This is a genomic window from Bradyrhizobium sp. USDA 4472 (genome assembly GCF_054058595.1).
The window spans coordinates 1914759-1930857 of sequence record NZ_JBSSAM010000001.1 but is presented as its reverse complement, the minus strand read 5'-3'; the positions used below and the strand labels follow the sequence as shown (position 1 = coordinate 1930857).

Here is a 16099-nt window from a genome sequence, read left to right as displayed (position 1 = left end):
GCCGGGGCGATCGTCCCATGTCACATACCCGCACAATCGGCACCGATACATCGTAACAGTCCCGTCGATGCGAGCGTTGAATAGTTCGCTTACGGTCACGTCGCTGCTGCCCCGGCACCGCCCGCAGCTCGGCAAGGATGCAGGTGTCTTGTTGAAGTCCGTCTCCCTTGCCACGCTGATAGCTCCAGAGGATGCCTCACCGCACGCTTCGCAGTGAACGGTCTAGTGGTATCGAAGTTCATCATTGCGTGCTTTGCTGCCGAAGCCACACCGTCCTTAGCGTCTCAAGCGACCTATGAACGAAGCCGCAGGTAATATGTTAGGAGGGAAGCCTGTCGCCTCAGCAGCAATCAGACACGATCCTTGATTCGAACCGGCAATTCGCGAATGCGCTTGATGGCGTCGTAGACGGCGTTGGCGATCGCGGCGTGGACGCACGAGGTGGATGTACCCGACGACATGCCTTCCAGTGCGGGGCCTGTCCCAGCGTTGGCCAAATTTGTGCTGCAGGCTGCTGCCGACGATCGCGCCAATCCCGAACTTGGGCTAACCGGTGTTTTGTTACTTTCTGGTCGCCACTTTGCTCAATTTCTTGAAGGCGCAGAGGCTGACCTTAATATCATGGAGGCGTCGATTTGTAGCGATGACAGGCATACGGGCATTGTAACGTTGCAGACACGGATCTCGAAGTCACCGCGACGCCTCGCTGCTCGTCCTCGCGGACGAGGTCGAAAAGGTCCGCCCCTTGCTGGGTGCATGAGTCCAAAGGTGGCCCATCGCGACATATTGCGCTCATCGAGATCGCGAGCCGATTCAAGATTTCGGCTTCCCGACTGTGTCGGCCATCCTGGCGCCTCTGACGCCGAGCGGCTCGGGTCTGCCGGTAGTGGTGTCGCGGGCGATCTGATGCTCCATCTCAGCGTTGAGTTCGGCTCCCAGCAGGACCACGATCGCCGAAATCCAGAGCCAAGTCATGAAGCCGATGACGGCGCCCAAGGACCCGTAGGTTTGGTCGAAGGTGCCGAAGTTGGCGGCGTAGAACGAGAACAGCCCGGATGCCGCAAGCCAGAGCAGGCTCGCGGCTGCGCTGCCCCAGGTGATCCATGACCAACGGGGCGCTTCGCGACTGGGCCCGAATCGGTAAATGCACGAGAGCGCGAGCGCAAGCGCGACGAAGAGTGCGGGCCAGCGCCCGATCCGGATCAGCAAGTCGGTGGATTTCGAGAGGCCTACGTATTGCAGCACTACGGGAATGACGGCGACCCCGCCGAGCGCCGCGAGAACGAAGACGATGCCGCCAATGGTGAATCCTAGCGAGATCGCGTTCAGCTTGAAGAAGCCTCGCTTCTCCTCTTCGCCGTAGACGATGTTCAACGTGTCGAACAGCGACTTCATCGCGGCGTTCGCGCTCCACAGCGAGATCAAAAGACCGGTCGCGAACGCGAACCCGAGGGTCCGATCGTCCTTCGTCGCGACGCGCGTGAGTTGTTCGCGCGCAACGTCGACTGCGCCACCTGGGATGAAGCCGGCGACATCGTCGAGGTGCTTTGCGATCGTGTTGGGATCCGCGAAGAGCCCGTAGATTGCGACGAGCGCTGCGATCGCGGGAAAGATCGCAAGCAGGCTGTAGTAGGTCATGCCGGCGGCCAACGCGAGGATTCGATGCTCGCCGATGTTGCCGTATACCCGCCAGAGGATGTCCTTCCATCCGCGCGCCGGGATCTCCGCGGGCGAGGTCGCCTGGCGTCCGCGATCACCGCCTTCGATCGCCATTTTCGCAAGCGTGGCGTCCCGGTCGGCTTCTCTGTGCTCCGGGAACTTGCCGCCCTCTGCAGGACGGGCGACATGCTCGGGCGGAACGAGGCGGCCCCCACACCAGCGCGACCGCCATCAGCCCCAGCGCCGCAGCCATGCTCCATTTGCCTTCCGATGTTTCTGTTCGAGCCATTGAATTCCTCCGCGCAACTCAATTGCTCGTCGGAGATTGCGTTCCTGCATCGCAAGGCGGCGGGCGGCGCGTTCCCTCTCCTGGGTGAATCACCGCGTAGGGCGTCACGCGGCCCGTAGCGAGTTCGGCCGGAAAGCGCCCTTGAGGCGAAACTATTCGGCCCCACCGAAGTAGGCGCGGCCACCGCGCGAGCTTGCTTGCGGCGATGACGGCTGCTGCGGCGCGGCGACGGACGGCAATTCGCCTCCCTGCGGAACGCAGGTACCGACGGTCTGAGCAGCCTTTCGCCTTGCACGTCGCGCGCCCGTGGTATTCGCGTCGCCGGTCGATGTTGGTGGCCGCCTTCAGGAACTCTACTTCTCCGCCGGCGATTTTTCCGTCGGCGATTTTACGTTCATGAACAGGCGATATCCGCTTGTCCTGGAGCATCGCCCTTCCGATCCTCGTCCGGTACGGTATCTCGGCTTGCATCATGTTCGTTTGCGCCGTCCTCCAGATGGAGCTTCAAATGCAGACGGGCGCGCCGGGGTACTTCCTGCTGCTCCCGGGCGTGTTTCTGTCCGGGCTAATCTTCGATCGAGGCTCGGGAATCCTGGCGGCCGTGATTGCCGTGGGGGTCGGAGCCTGCGTCAGCTTCGCGGGCGGCATCGGCCTCGATTTCCTGGTCACGAATTCGCTCTTCGCCATCACCGCGGCCGGTACAGCCACCATCGCCGAATTCCAGCGGGCCGAGCTCAGACGGGTGATGCTGGCCGACAAGACCAAGGCCGTGCTGCTGCAGGAGATGGCTTAGGCGACGGCCTGATCGGCCCCGATGCGAGACGTCCAGGCGATGTCGGCCAACGGCGCCGGTCTGCGAAAGAAGTAGCCTTGGCCCAGGACGATGCCGAGCGATCGTACCTCTTCGACCTGCCGCTGCGTCTCAATGCCTTCGGCAATGATCGACAGGTTGAGTGTCTTCGCTAGCTGGACGATCGACCCCAGCACGGCGAGAGTCCCGGGGCGATCGATCCTGTCAATGAAGGCCTTGTCGATCTTGACCTTATCGAACGGAAACGCGGTCAGATACGACAATGACGAATAGCCGACGCCGAAGTCATCGAGTGCGATGGAGATACCGAGCTCCTTCAGTCGCTCCAGCGTCTTCAGGTTCTCCTCGCTATCGGCGAGAAACACGCTTTCGGTGATTTCGAGCTCGAGCCGGTGCCGCGGAAGCCCGCTTTCGGCAAGCGCGAACGTCACGACATCAACCAGGTTGCTCTTGCTAAACTGCTCTGCCGACAGGTTGACCGCAATCCTGATGTCATCCGGCATCTTCATGGCGTCGCGGCAGGCCTTGGCGAGGACGAAGTTGCCGAGCTCGACGATCAGCCCGCCTTCCTCCGCAACCGGGATGAACTCGGCGGGCGCGATGAAGCCTCTGGTCCTGTGGTGCCAGCGCGCGAGCGCTTCGACCGCGACGGTCCGGCCCGCGCCGATCTCGACCACCGGCTGATAGAAGACCTCGATCTCCTCGCGCCAGATCGCCTCGCGCAGCTCGATTTCCAGAAGACTGCGCTGATCGGCCTCGGCCTTCAGATCCGGCGAATAGAGGTTGAAACAATTGCGCCCGAGATTCTTCGACTTGTAGAGCGCAAGATCGGCGTTGCGCAGGATTTCGTCGATGCGCGTACCGTGCTCCGGTACCACGGCGATGCCAATGCTGCACCCGATCGCGACAGGATGGCCATCGATGTCATAGGGCGCTGCGATCGCCGCGACCAATCGGCCGGCCAAAATTCCCGCACCGTCGGAAAGCGGCCCTTGCCCCGGGGCCACAATCAGCGCGAATTCATCCCCGCCCATCCGGGCCGCCGTATCGACCTCGCGGCTCTCGGCCTTGATCCGGGCCGCGACCCGGCTGAGAAGCGCGTCGCCTGCTTGATGGCCAAGAACGTCGTTGACGGACTTGAACTTGTCGAGGTCCAGCAGGAGGACGGCGAACGGCGTATTCATGCGCCGATACCTCGCCAGCGCCTCCTCGAGGCGCTCCTTGAACAGGTTGCGGTTCGCCAGACCGGTCAGGCTGTCGTAATGAGCAAGCCTCTCGATCCTATCCGCGGACGTCTTGCGTTCCGTGATGTCCTGATGCGTCGCGACCCAGCCGCCGTCCTGGCGCCGGCCGTAGGAAATGTAGATGATCCGGCCCATGGGAAACGTCACGGTATTCGACGTCCGTTCCGACAAGACGAGCCTGTCCTTCAGATCGCGCAGGTATGCGTCGAGATCGGAGACAGCATTCTGGCCGGCGAAGACCTCATGGAACGTCATGCCGATGCGGACCTGCTCCGGAGCAAGGCCGTACGCGTCCAGCCACTGACGATTGAATGCGATCAGGCGGTCCCTGCCGTCGAACATGCTCAATCCCTGCGGCAGATTGCGCAACGCGTCCTCGAACTTGCCGAGCGAGTCGCGCAACTCGAATTCCGCCCGATCGAGGGCCCGTTGTCGTCGCCAATGCAGTGTCGTGGCGATGGCGATCACCAGGGTGAGAAGAAGCGCGCAACCGAGATAGATCCACTTTCTTGATTGATAGCGCGCGTAGATTTCCTGTTCGGCAATGCCGACCGTGAAAATAAGCGGGAAGAGTGCCGAACTGCGCACGGTGATCAGTCTGTCGGTGCGGTCCGTGCGGCCTTCGCTCCAATATTGGCTATTGGTCTGCTGTAGCCGGCTCCGGATGTGTTCGGCGGACACCTGTCCGAGAAAATTCCCAAGGTCGATTCCACGCGCCGCCAGCGCGACATAATTCGCATTGCGTAGAACGAGAGTACCGCCGGCACCGAGCCTCGCCGTCTCGTAGAAATTCCCGAGCATGTCGACGCTGATCGAACCCACGACGACGCCCACGGGGACCCGGCTGAGGTCGAAGATCTTCCTCGCGATCTGGATCGTCCACTTGCCGGACACCCGGCCGAATACCGGCTTCGCCACATAGAGGGCGTCGTCGGTCTGCCGGAGCGTGTTGAGGAAGTGCTCCCGGTCGCCGAGATAAAGCAACGGGCCGGAATAGCCCGTCGTGGTCGCGAACATATAGCCGTCCAACCCGATCATGGAAAACTGGACCACGTCGCCGCTCGCAAGACGCGCCTTCTCGGCCCACGACTTCAGATCGAACCCGGACGGATCTTCCGCGTAGAGGGCCCGAACGATCAGCAACGACTGATCGACCCGCTCGAAGATCCGTTCGGTGTTGTCCTGGAAGAGCTTCGCGACGCTGTCTCCGTGCGACTTGGCCTGCTGGAGCGCCTCGATCCGCTCCGAGGACAAGATCGTGAAACAACTGATCCACACGAGCGGCAGAAAGATCAGTGCGAATTGCAGCGGCACGCTCCGCCGGACTTCCGTCGCGATCCTGCGAATGACATGCCGCACCTGCGTCACAGCCTGCCGGCCGCGCGCGTGCTGATCAGGCGCGCCACCTTCCGCCGACAAGCTGCGGCAAGAAACGCGGCATCAACTCTTCCTCCCGGCGCACCGGGTGACCCTCTCGCCACGACGACATGCGTGAGCGCATTCAAGCTTGACCGCAATCTAGGCTCGTGGCCTTAAACATTGGTTCCGCGGACAAAGCGGAATTGCACGTGAACGCCGGTAAGGTCTCGATAACCGGCCGTATCCGCGGCATATCACCTCGGAGAGAGGTAAAATAAAACCTCTGCCATGATCGCGTTCGGCATACAAGGAGCAGGCACGTGACGACAGTTCAGACAGATCGAGACTGGACACGCGGGACAGGCCTCTCTTCGGAGCAACCCATGACGCGCGATCGCCTGTTTCTGCTGCGCCAAGGTTTCGAAGACCCTGCGCTTCCCGGCCGCCGCTTCTTCTGCTGGCACTGCGCACTGATCGAGGGCCTGCTCGCCTCATTTCCAGCGCTGACCGAAAAACTCGACGTCGAGCGCATCGCCTGGCCGAAGCCGCGGCGCGAGGTGATCGCACTGGTCGGCGAGGAGAACCAGTGGCTGCCGCTGCTCGTGCTGGCGGATGGAGCGACATCGCCGCATCAGACCGGCAGCCATCGGGGGCACGCGTTCATCAACGACAAGGACGCCATCCTTGCCGCGCTGTCCGAGCGCCACGGCTTCCCCGAGCCGCATCCGTAGAACTCGTCCCGAAACGAGGGATAATCGGCATTGCCTGCGCCAGCGAGCGCCTCGCATACTCGGCAGGCAAGCCCGGAATCCCTCGCCATGCGCAATCTCCTTCCCGCTCTCATCGTCGTGGACGTGCAGCGCGCATTTGACGAATGGGAGGCGGCGGGCAAGCGGCGCAACAATCCGGATGCGGTGGCGCGCATCGCCGATCTGCTCGCGGCATTCAGGACGAGCGGCGCGCCGATCTTCCACATCCGACACGAAGGCAGCAAACCGAACTCGGCGTTTTTGCCGTCGCGCACCGGATACGCCGTCAAGGACGAGGCGCGCGAGCAGGCGGGCGAGCCCGTGATCGTCAAGCGCGTCAACAGCGCGTTCATCGGCACCGACCTCGAGACGCGCCTGCGCGCAAGCAACATCGCCACGCTCGTGATCTGCGGCGCCACCACCAATCATTGCGTGGACACGACGACGCGGATGGCCGGCAATCTCGGCTTCGAAACGGCCCTCGTGCGCGACGCCACCTGGACATTCGACCGCATCGGGCCCGATGGCGAGGCGCATTCGGCCGAATCCATTCACGCGATGACGCTGTCGAATCTCAACGGTGAATTCGCCCGCATCGTGACCACGAACGAAATCGTCGCCTCGCTCGCAGCGGTGCGACAATAAATCCCGCGATTGATCATCGCTCGTCTGCGTCGTTTCGACGCCCGCTCTCGCCGGAACGCCAGCAACACCCACCTGTTGTCACTCGACATCTCAACTGGAGTGATGACATGAAGTATCTCTTTGTCGCGATGGCCATCGGCGCTGCTGCGCTCAGCGCGTCCGCAGCCCAGGCCGGCGGCGAAAAGGCCAAGCCGAACGCGCGAGTGAGCCAATCGACCGATATCAGCGCGCAGCACAGGCATGGCCATCACGGTCATCGCCAACACCATTGGCGCCCGCATCACCACGGCTATTATCGTCCGCACTATGGCCATGGCTATTATCCGCGGCATCACGGCTATTACGGTGGCGGCCCCTACGGTTATTACGGCGGCGGCGGCCCCGGCGTGACATTCAGCTTCGGCGGAAGCCGCTGGTGAGACAAAAGGCCCGCAGAGATGCGGGCTTTCTTTCTCATTCCCGCAAGATCATTCCGGCCGTCTCCATCCCGCTCGCGAGCGCAGCCTCCACCGTTCCCATGTCGCGACCGCGATAGAGCGCCTCGCCGGAAAACAGCACAGGGCCCTCCGCCTGCGCGAGACGCTCTTGCGCTGCGCGGCTCCGGGGCGTCGCCCAGGAATAGGCGCCGCCGGCAAAGGGATCGTGCGCCCAATTGGCAGCCGCGGCCGCAACGACGTCCCGCGCGATGGCCTCGCGCGACAGGCCGAAGATGGCTGAGAGGGAGTCGATCCCGGCATCGATCAGACCTTGCGGATCGAGGTGCGCCAGCTCCGCCGTTCGCGGACCGCCGAACCATCCCGTGAGCACGGGATGCGGATCAGGCTGCCGTGTCCACCACACCGGAATCGCGGCGTCGGACAGCAGGAAGAGCATGTCGGATAACTCCCGCCTCTGCTCGCGCCACCATGGCCGCGTGAACCGCAGCAGGATCTTGATGACACTTCCGAAGCCGATCTCGTCCGAGGCGGAAGCCTTTGCACGCGCGGCTGGTGGCAGCGCGATCTCGCGCAGCAGCGGCAGCGGCACGGTGAGGATCACGCGATCGCAACCGTGCGTCGCGCCGGCCGCACGGACAATGAGCTTGCCGCCGCTCTGCTCGATCGAGGTGACCGCGGCGCTGAAATGAATTGCAACGCCGGACCTGCGGCACTCCGCCGCTAAAAAGTCGACCAGGCCGCCATAGCCGCCATCGATCCGCGCCTGTGTCGCGTGTCCGTCATTCATCCATTCGTCGCGCAGCGCCAGGGTCGAGGCGCGCTCAGGGTCGGCCGCGTCATAGCCTTCGACCATGCGCTCGACCGCGTGCCGCAAACGCGCATACTCCGGTCCGGCGAAATGCCGGCGCAGGAAATCGGCGACGGTGATATCCTCAGTCAGATCCTTCACCGCGGCGTGAAGTTGTTCGTCATAAGGATCGCGCCGGTTTTCCCGCGAGAATTCCGTGCCGTCAAAGCTCCATTGCGCGCCGCCGATTGTCCGCACCGTCAGTGCGGCCTCGCGCGCGAGCCCGCGCGTGAGCGGCGCCTCGCCATGGACGAATTCGGCACCAAGATCGGCGGGATAGCCGAACTCGGATGCCGGCAGCGGATAAATGCGCCCGCCGCAGCGCTCGCGCGCCTCCAGGATCGTGACCCGTTTGCCGCCGCGGGCGAGCTCGCGCGCCGCCATCAGGCCGGCTGCGCCCGCGCCGACGATGACGATATGCTCTGGCCTATCAGACATGCTGCTATCGGCGCGCCGGTTCGTTCTGGATCAGATAGCGCAGCAGCAACACGCCGCCGCCGAGTTGTCGCGTGCTCTCCAGCGTCAACGCAGTCAGTGGCGCGCGTTTGTCGCTATCGGCTTCGTTCGAATCGAACACGAAGGGCGCGCCCCTGGCGCCGTCGATCGCGGGACTGAGGATCAGATTGAATTCGTCGATCAGGCCGGCGCGCAGGAACGCGCCATTGGCGACGCCGCCGCCTTCCACCAGCAGACGTTTCACGCCAAGCTCGCGATTGAGGATCTCGGCCGTCAAGGCGAGGTCGATCTCGGATTTTCCGGCAAAAATATACGACACGCCCTCGCCGCGGAGTCCCGCAAGATGCGAATCCGGCACGCTCTCGGTCAGCACCACCACAACGGGATCGCCGCCGATGTCGGAGCGGCCCCAGCCGATCTTGCCGTGCGCGTCGAGCACGACCCCATAAGATTTGGCATCACGCCGCACGAACCAGTTTTCGCGCGGCAGCTTCTCACTCGTGTCGGGATAGGGCTTTCCCCTGGCGAACTCCGAGCCGGTGACGCGGCCGATCACCCAGGCATCGCCACCGAGTTCGTCATGGATCTTCTCGAACCAGTCGATGCCGGCGCCCTTCGGACGCCAACGGCTGGGATGGGTACGGCCGTCGAGGCTCGCATGCATCAGACAGATGACGTAGGGCTTCATGTGAATTCTCCGTACCCGCATGACGCCGGGTTGCTGCCCTTCTCGTGATCGTTCGGGGGCACGATCTGTTAGGATGGCCGCGTCTCCATGATCGGCCCGGTCGCCGGCGGGGCAGCATTAGCACAAGGGCAGCGCGAAGCCAGCACGGTGGAACCGAAGGGCTGCCCCGCGCGATGTGGCGCCGGAGTACCCCGCTCCGCACCCCGCTCTGAACGATCGCACGTTCCTCGCACGGGGCCCAATCGCAAAATCGATCAGCCGTAGAGCCCGGCGACGATCGGCATGCGGGCGGCGCGGATGGCCGGAAAAACTCCGCCGAGCAGGCCGACCACGAGCGCGAGCAACAGGCCCTGGCCGATCAGACGCGGACTGAGCTGGAAGTTGAACACCACCTGGCTGAAGCTTGCGCCCATGGTCGAGGCGGTGAAGCCGTCAAAGACCAGATAGGTGATTGCCGCCCCGATCACGCCACCGATCACAGCCAGGATCAGCGACTCGACCAGCGTGCCGACGAAAGTCGAAAAGCCGCCGAACCCGATCGCGCGCAAGGTCGCGATCTCCGTCGTGCGCGACGCGACCGAGGAGTACATCGTGTTGAGCGCGCCCGCGAGCGAGCCGAACGCCATCGCGATCGCCAGCGGCCAGCCGAGCTTCTGGATCAGGTCCGACGTATTCGACGCCTGCTGGGCGAAATAGGCCGCCTCCGACATCACGTCCAGCTTGAGGCGCGGATCGCTGTCGCTGTATGCGCGCAACGCCTCGATCGCCGCCGGGCTGGTCAGACGCGCGCGGACGGTCTGGACGGCGCCGGTGCGCTTGAACAGGCTCTGCAGCACCGGCAGGTCGGCCCAGATCTCCGACTCGAACACGCTGCCGTCTGCGGCGAAGATTCCGACCACCGTCCACCGCGTATTGTTGAAGGTCACCGTCTGGTCGAGTTCGAAGCCCTCGAATTCCTTGCCCAGCGCCCGACCGACGATGATCTCGTTGCTGCCCGGATTGAACATCCGGCCGGCGGTCATGACGATGCCGCGACGCAGCGCCGGCCCGTGCGAGCCGAGACCGCGCAGCGGCAGGCTCGCCTTGGTTCCGGTGCTGCGCTTGATGCCATTGACCGTGAGATAAAGCTCGCCGGAGGTCTGCGGCTTGCCGTCTGCCCCCCTGGCAATGCCAGGACCATCCTCGATCAGCCGGACCTGGTCGCGCAGGACCACGCTGTTGATCTCCGACAGCGACCCGCTGCGCAGCACGACGGCGATGTCCTCTGCGCCGGAGTCCTCGATCGTGCGCCGGAATCCGTTGGCCATGGCGAGGAACGCGAGCAATACCGTGACGACAAGGCCGACCGCGACGACAGTGGCCAGCGACAGCCAGAGCCGCTGCGGCAGGCTCTTGAGGTTGATGGTGGTGACGGCCAGTATCTGCAGGAAAATCGAGCGCATCGGATCAGCTCCGTCCCAGTGCGGTGACGATGTTGAGGCGCATCGCGTTGAGCGCCGGCACCAGGCCGGTGATGATGCCGAATACGACCATCAGCCCGACCGCCACTGCTGCAATATCGGGATATAGCGACAGCGTCGGGACGAAGCTCATCAGGCTGTCCTTCACTCTCGTGATCAGAAAAAAGGCGAGGCCGAGGCCCGGTAGGCCGCCGAGCAGCGCCAGCAGGATCGACTCGCCGAGCACCATGCGCAGGATGCGGCCACCGGAAAAGCCCAGCGTCTTCAACACGCCTATCTCGGGTGTGCGCTCACGCACGGTCATCACCATGGTGTTGCCTACGATCATCAGGATCGTCACGAAGGCAGCCCCAACCACGAGCTCGACGATCAAAGCGACATTGCCGAGCTGGGCGGCGAACGCCTTGTTGAAGGCTTTTTCGCTGTCGGTCGTCGTTTCGTAGGGAGAATTGGCAAACATCCCGTCGATCGCGTTGGTCACGCGCTCGTTCGCGGCGACGGAGGTCGTCCGCAACGACATCCAGCTGATCAAATCCTTGCCGAACGAGCGCGTCTCGTTGAAATAGTCATAGCCCATCAGCATGACGTTGGTGTCGGCCTGCGGAATGCGGGGGGTGAAGCTGCCGACGATGATGAAGTCCCAGGCGTGCGAGCCGTTCTTTTGCGACCAGATGTTGCTCGAGATCGGAACATGATCGCCGATCTTCCAGCCCCACTTCTCCATCATGCGCGCCCCGACCAGAACGCCGGTACGCTCGCGGATGAAGGCGGCGCGCGCCTCGGGCGAGAACACGAAGTCGGTGTCGCGAAGCTTCATCCAGTTCTCCGGATCGACCGCAAAGGCGACGAGAAAATTCCTCGGCTCCTGATAATAGCCCCCGAACCAACTGAAGTGGGTGATCTGGGCGACGCCGTCGATGGCGGCGACGCGATTGAAATAGGAAATCGGCAGCGGCTGGGTGAAGTTGATCTTGTTGACGACCACCAGGCGGTCGGGCGTGGCGCGGTCCTGGCCGGCGTTGAAGGCGCGCTCGAAGCTCGCGAGCACGGCGAAGATCGCAAACGCGATCAGGATCGACACCATCATCAGGATCGCCCGCAATTTCCGGCGGAATAGATTCTTGCTGATCAGGATCAGGTCGTTCACGCCGCGAGCTCCTTCTCGATGAAGTGGCCCTTGTCGAGATGCAGCGATCGCCTGGCGTATTGCGCCGCCGCCGGATCGTGAGTCACCATCACAATGGTCTTGCCGAGATCGCGGTTGAGCACTTGCAGGATCGACAGGACCTCGTCGGCGGTGGCGCGATCGAGATCTCCGGTCGGCTCGTCGCACAGCAGCAACGCCGGATCGGAGACGATGGCGCGCGCGATGGCGACGCGCTGCTGCTGTCCGCCCGACATTTCCTTGGGATAGTGCTTGACCCGGTCGGCGAGCCCCACCACGCCCAGCGCGGTCTCGACCCGCTGGCGCCGCTCCCTGCGGCCGAGCCGCGTCAGCAGCAGCGGCAGTTCGACATTCTGCGCCGCGGTCAGCATCGGCATCAGATTGTAGAACTGGAAGATGAAGCCGATATGGGATGCTCGCCAGCGCGAAAGCTCGCTCTCCGACAGTCGGTCGAGGCGTTGACCTGCGACCTCGATCCGGCCCGTGTCGGACCGATCGATGCCGCCGAGCAGATTGAGCAAAGTGGTCTTGCCGGACCCCGACGGCCCCATCACCGCGACGAAATCCCCGCGTGGTATAGCCAGGTTGAGACCATCGAAGATGGTGATCGTCTCCTTGCCCTTGGTGAAGCGCTTGCACAGATCGGCGATGTCGATCATCGGGTCGGTCGGCGATGTCATGGGTCTTGCTCCCGCGTGCTTAAGGGGAATCGGACCGCGCCGCTGCGGGCGCGCCGTCGTCCAGGAATGTCACCTTGATCGCCATATCAGGCAGAATGCGCGCATCCTTCACGTTCATGCCGACACGGACCTTGACGGTCGCCTTCTCGCGATTGGCTGTTGGCACGATGGCAATGACGGCGCCCGGGATGCGCCAGTCCGGATAGGCATCGAGCACGGCCTCGACGCGGGTGCCGGCATGGAGGCGGCCAATCGAGGCTTCGTTGACGTCGACCTCGATCTCGATCGAGTCCATGTCGACGATGGTGCAGATTCCGGTGCGGGTGAAGCCTCCGCCGGCCGACAGCGGCGAGATCATCTCGCCGGGTTGTGCGCTGCGCTCAACCACGACACCGCCGAACGGCGCGCGAATCCGGTGCTTGCCGAGCACCTCGCCAAAGCGCTGGGCCTCGAGCCTGGCCGCGGCCAACTGGGCCTCGGCCTGGCGGAATTGGGCCCGCAGCACGCCGGCTCGCGCCTGCGCCTTGGTCAGATCGGCCTCCGTCGCATAATTTTTTCCCGACAACGTCTGGGTTCGATTGAGTATCCGCTCCGCGTCGGCCAGATCGGCGGCGATCGCGGCCATGGCCGCTTCGGAAGCCTCGGCGCGCGCCTGCGCCAACGAATAGTCCTTGTCCGCCAGGACATCGTCGAGCCTGGCGAGAACCTGGCCAGCCTCGACCACCATGCCCTCGTCGACCAGGAGTTCGACGACCTTGCCGGTGACCTCGGCCGCAACAGTGGCCTTGCGGCGCGCCACGACGTAGCCGGACGCGATCAGGCTGCCCGCGCCGGGCGCGGCCGGTTGGGCCGGATGCTCCGGTTGTGCGACCTGGGTGGATGGGGCTTCGGCAGTCGGCACCTGAGCGGACGGCGACGAGCCGCCGAGCCAGAACGCCGCGCCGCTTCCCAGCATGAGCAGGACGATCAATATCCCGATAACCGGAAGCAGCCATCGTCGCGGCCGTGACGAAGGCGCTGCCGGCGGCGACCGTTCGATCATGAGCGAGCGCAGCGATCGCGTCCTGTCATCCATCTCCATAGCTTGCCCGATCCGGCGAGGTCTCTCTCGCCCGATGCAGAATTCGGCTAGCCGATTTTCAATGGGATTGGCCGATTCTGAAGTTTTTCCTCATTTTCCAATGCAATGGCTGCCGAGCGGGCAAGTGCGTCGCGGCGGAATTCGGTCGGCGTCAGGCCGCTTTCGGCCTTGAATGCACGATTGAACGGGCCGATCGACTGGAAACCGGCGTCCATGGCGATCGTCAGCACGGCGACATCCCTTTGGCCCGGATCGGATAACGCCGCCTTGGCGTCCTCGATGCGATAACGATTGAGAAAGGCATTGAAGTTGCGATAGCCGAGGCCTTCGTTGATCGCCTGGCGAAGCCGGTATTCCGGCACGTCGAGCTTGGCTGCGAGCGCGCCGATGGTGAGGCCTTCCTGCCGGTAGATCCGTTCGACCGTCATCAAATTGTCGAGCCGGCGCAACAGCAGCGACGCCACGGCCTCGCCACCGCCCTCGGCTACCTTGGTCGGAGCCGCGCGATCCGCGTTTCCGGACGCAGTTGTCGACGCCATCGCGACCACAGCGGGAGTGGCCGGCGGCGGATAGAACAGGCCCCATCCGGCCAGCACCGCGATAGCCAGCAGAGCGGCGGCGGTGATCAGGCTGCCGGACATCCCGAAACCCTTGGCCGAGATCGACGTCAACTCCGGAACAGACAGCAAGACCACAATGAGCAGCGATAGAATCAGGACCGCGAGCCGCAACCGGCGCCGGCCGGCGACGAGGTCGGCCTTCCACGTCCTGACCGTCTGCACGGCCGCGGAAAGGGCCAGGACAATCGCCAGGCCCGACATCGATCGAACGCCGGCCTTGGCGAACATCGGCCATGTCGTCCATGTGGTGATCACCGAGAACCATGCGCCGGCGACCGCGAGCCACAGCACGCCATGCCAGCGCCGAACCACGAAATCGTCGTCGAAACTCGCGCGCGCCCACAACCATACGAGCACCGGATTGGCGCCCAGGATGGGCATGATCCACCAGACCGTTGCCTTCGGCACGAACGGTGCTGTCACGATCGCGTAGAGCGCACCCGAGGCGGCCATGGCGGCGCCGAGCCATTTGATCGTATCCAGCGGGCGGACACGCACCACGGTCACGGCCGTCATCATCAGGAAAAGGCCCGCAACTGCGCCGCGCAGGCCGAGGTCAAGTGCGATGGTTTGCATGCTGTCCGCGGTTTGAACCATCCCCACCACCGAAAACCAAGACGTTGCACGTGCCGGCGGATCGGCGCTGTCGAAGACCCGTTCGGCAGCCCAAATGCAGATGCCACAACCTGGAGGATAATCGGATACGCGCCTGGTGGCAAACCAAACGGGGGCGGTGCGCGTCATTCAGAACATCGCTGCGAAGCTCATACGTTATTGAAATGACTCACCTTCTGGCCAGTGATCCCGACAAAGGATCCGTCGCGCTCCTCGGGAAAGCGTTGATGGGCACCACGCTTACTTCGCCCATCGGAGTCACGAACAAGGAGTCCGGCCAAAGCGCGGATTCTTCATATGAACTTTTTGAGGGCGCTTGCGGCGATCCGCAGGTCGTTGAACATCGTCAAAAACTGGAACGAGAGAACAAAAAAGCCCGCATAAAACGGACCTCTACTCCTTTTTTCGGCGGCCCATACGAAGGGTCCGAGCTTGCCGGCAATGATTGGCGCGATGAAGGAGGCGACGACCACGCCGATGACTGCACCACCGATCACGTCGCTCGCATAATGATATCCTGCAAATATGCGTGGCATGCAAATGACGAGGAGTGACCAGGTGTATGCCGCAAGCCCCAGCCGCTTCGAGAGAAGCCACAGCGCAGTCGAGAGGGCGAAATACACGGCCGCATGGTCGCTCGGAAATGAGCTCCAATGCTCCAGGACGGTATCTTCGGGCGTGATCCCCAAGGGCGGTATGAAAGCGGGATCACCGGCGTGGAGCGGACGGACCCTTTCGGGAAGAGCATCCTGAATTGCCCGGGAGAGCGCTCCCGCAATGAACATTGCGACGAAGCCCTCGAGGACCGCGCGGCGGTTTTCAGTCTCGTTGACGCTGAACCACAGGAGCCACAATAGGGCAAAGAGGGGAAGCGTCTTGAAAGTATCGAGCGAGAGAAGCTGGATGATGATTTTGTTGAGCAACACGGATTGCTGTGCCCAATAGGACATCAATCCCAACAGATAGTGATCAAAGCTGTCTATCAATGTGCTGTCCTGAATATCGAAAAGTCACAATAAATGGTTTCAACCCGAATTAGCCCATGATCACGACCACCGCACTAGGACTTAGAACCAATAGCGGACGAAGGCATACGGGGTTATTTCAGGACGATTTCGTCGCGCATCAAACCGTTGTTCCGTTCGTGGAACGCCCGGGTGTGTCGGTTTGAGCACGCCGCGGAATACTCTGTGCCAGGTGATTGCCTCCAATTCCAGACTCAGCTTTCTTCACCACGCCGGAATTGCGTCGATGGAGACTAGCGTGCACGGCGAAGCCGGGTGCATCGTTTGCT

The 16099-nt window shown here is 63.2% G+C and carries 14 protein-coding genes and 1 pseudogene; 5 read left to right on the top strand and 10 right to left on the bottom strand.

The features are described 5' to 3' along the window. Positions 1–459 precede the first annotated feature (459 nt). Positions 460–669, top strand: a pseudogene (locus tag ACVWZ4_RS08680) (BLUF domain-containing protein); the annotation flags it as partial. Between the two features lie 144 nt (positions 670–813). On the opposite strand, the gene ACVWZ4_RS08675 reads toward ACVWZ4_RS08680, so the two are convergent. Then, entirely contained in the window at positions 814–1773 is a 960-nt protein-coding gene (locus ACVWZ4_RS08675; protein WP_456790076.1) for a YihY/virulence factor BrkB family protein, read from the bottom strand. A gap of 683 nt (positions 1774–2456) precedes the next feature. On the opposite strand from ACVWZ4_RS08675, the gene ACVWZ4_RS08670 reads away from it, so the two are divergent. Then, entirely contained in the window at positions 2457–2741 is a 285-nt protein-coding gene (locus ACVWZ4_RS08670; RefSeq protein ID WP_456740101.1) for a hypothetical protein, read from the top strand. On the opposite strand, the gene ACVWZ4_RS08665 is transcribed toward ACVWZ4_RS08670, so the two are convergent. After that, positions 2738–5362, bottom strand: a complete 2625-nt coding sequence (locus ACVWZ4_RS08665; protein WP_456790075.1) for a bifunctional diguanylate cyclase/phosphodiesterase — start codon at positions 5360–5362, stop codon at positions 2738–2740. The two genes, ACVWZ4_RS08670 and ACVWZ4_RS08665, sit on opposite strands and share 4 nt — an antisense overlap. A 383-nt stretch (positions 5363–5745) precedes the next feature. Here ACVWZ4_RS08665 and ACVWZ4_RS08660 point away from each other — a divergent pair, with 383 nt between their 5' ends. The 3 genes from ACVWZ4_RS08660 (at position 5746) to ACVWZ4_RS08650 (ending at position 7175) form a co-directional block, all read left to right on the top strand. Continuing rightward, entirely contained in the window at positions 5746–6093 is a 348-nt protein-coding gene (locus tag ACVWZ4_RS08660) for a DUF3088 domain-containing protein (protein WP_456701050.1), read from the top strand. An 87-nt stretch (positions 6094–6180) separates the two neighbouring features. Continuing rightward, a complete protein-coding gene (locus ACVWZ4_RS08655; protein ID WP_456740099.1) occupies positions 6181–6756 on the top strand; it encodes a cysteine hydrolase family protein in 576 nt (191 codons plus the stop codon). Between the two features lie 107 nt (positions 6757–6863). Then, positions 6864–7175: a hypothetical protein gene (locus tag ACVWZ4_RS08650; protein ID WP_456701052.1), complete on the top strand. Its 312-nt coding sequence runs from the start codon at positions 6864–6866 to the stop codon at positions 7173–7175. A gap of 34 nt (positions 7176–7209) precedes the next feature. Here ACVWZ4_RS08650 and ACVWZ4_RS08645 read toward each other — a convergent pair whose 3' ends face one another. The 8 genes from ACVWZ4_RS08645 to ACVWZ4_RS08610 all read right to left on the bottom strand — a co-directional run bounded on the left by ACVWZ4_RS08645 (position 7210) and on the right by ACVWZ4_RS08610 (position 15791). Next, positions 7210–8478: a flavin monoamine oxidase family protein gene (locus ACVWZ4_RS08645; RefSeq protein ID WP_456740098.1), complete on the bottom strand. Its 1269-nt coding sequence runs from the start codon at positions 8476–8478 to the stop codon at positions 7210–7212. Between the two features lie 4 nt (positions 8479–8482). Next, entirely contained in the window at positions 8483–9184 is a 702-nt protein-coding gene (locus ACVWZ4_RS08640; RefSeq protein WP_456763471.1) for a RibD family protein, read from the bottom strand. Between the two features lie 254 nt (positions 9185–9438). Further along, complete coding sequence (locus ACVWZ4_RS08635; protein WP_456740097.1) at positions 9439–10626, bottom strand: ABC transporter permease; 1188 nt, start codon at positions 10624–10626, stop codon at positions 9439–9441. A gap of 4 nt (positions 10627–10630) precedes the next feature. Next, the gene (locus ACVWZ4_RS08630) at positions 10631–11791 is read right to left on the bottom strand and encodes an ABC transporter permease (protein WP_456740096.1); all 1161 of its coding nucleotides are present in this window, start codon (positions 11789–11791) and stop codon (positions 10631–10633) included. Then, entirely contained in the window at positions 11788–12489 is a 702-nt protein-coding gene (locus tag ACVWZ4_RS08625) for an ABC transporter ATP-binding protein (protein ID WP_456736382.1), read from the bottom strand. The genes ACVWZ4_RS08630 and ACVWZ4_RS08625 overlap by 4 nt, the downstream gene beginning before the upstream one ends. Before the next feature lie 19 nt (positions 12490–12508). Then, positions 12509–13459 carry an efflux RND transporter periplasmic adaptor subunit gene (locus ACVWZ4_RS08620; RefSeq protein WP_456790074.1) on the bottom strand — a complete coding sequence of 317 codons (951 nt, stop codon included), beginning with the start codon at positions 13457–13459 and terminating at the stop codon, positions 12509–12511. Positions 13460–13617: 158 nt separating this feature from the next. Then, positions 13618–14787, bottom strand: a complete 1170-nt coding sequence (locus tag ACVWZ4_RS08615; RefSeq protein ID WP_456740094.1) for a helix-turn-helix domain-containing protein — start codon at positions 14785–14787, stop codon at positions 13618–13620. A 311-nt stretch (positions 14788–15098) separates the two neighbouring features. Beyond that, positions 15099–15791 (bottom strand): phosphatase PAP2 family protein, encoded by a 693-nt coding sequence (locus ACVWZ4_RS08610; RefSeq protein WP_456740093.1) that lies wholly within the window; start codon positions 15789–15791, stop codon positions 15099–15101. Positions 15792–16099: the final 308 nt, after the last annotated feature.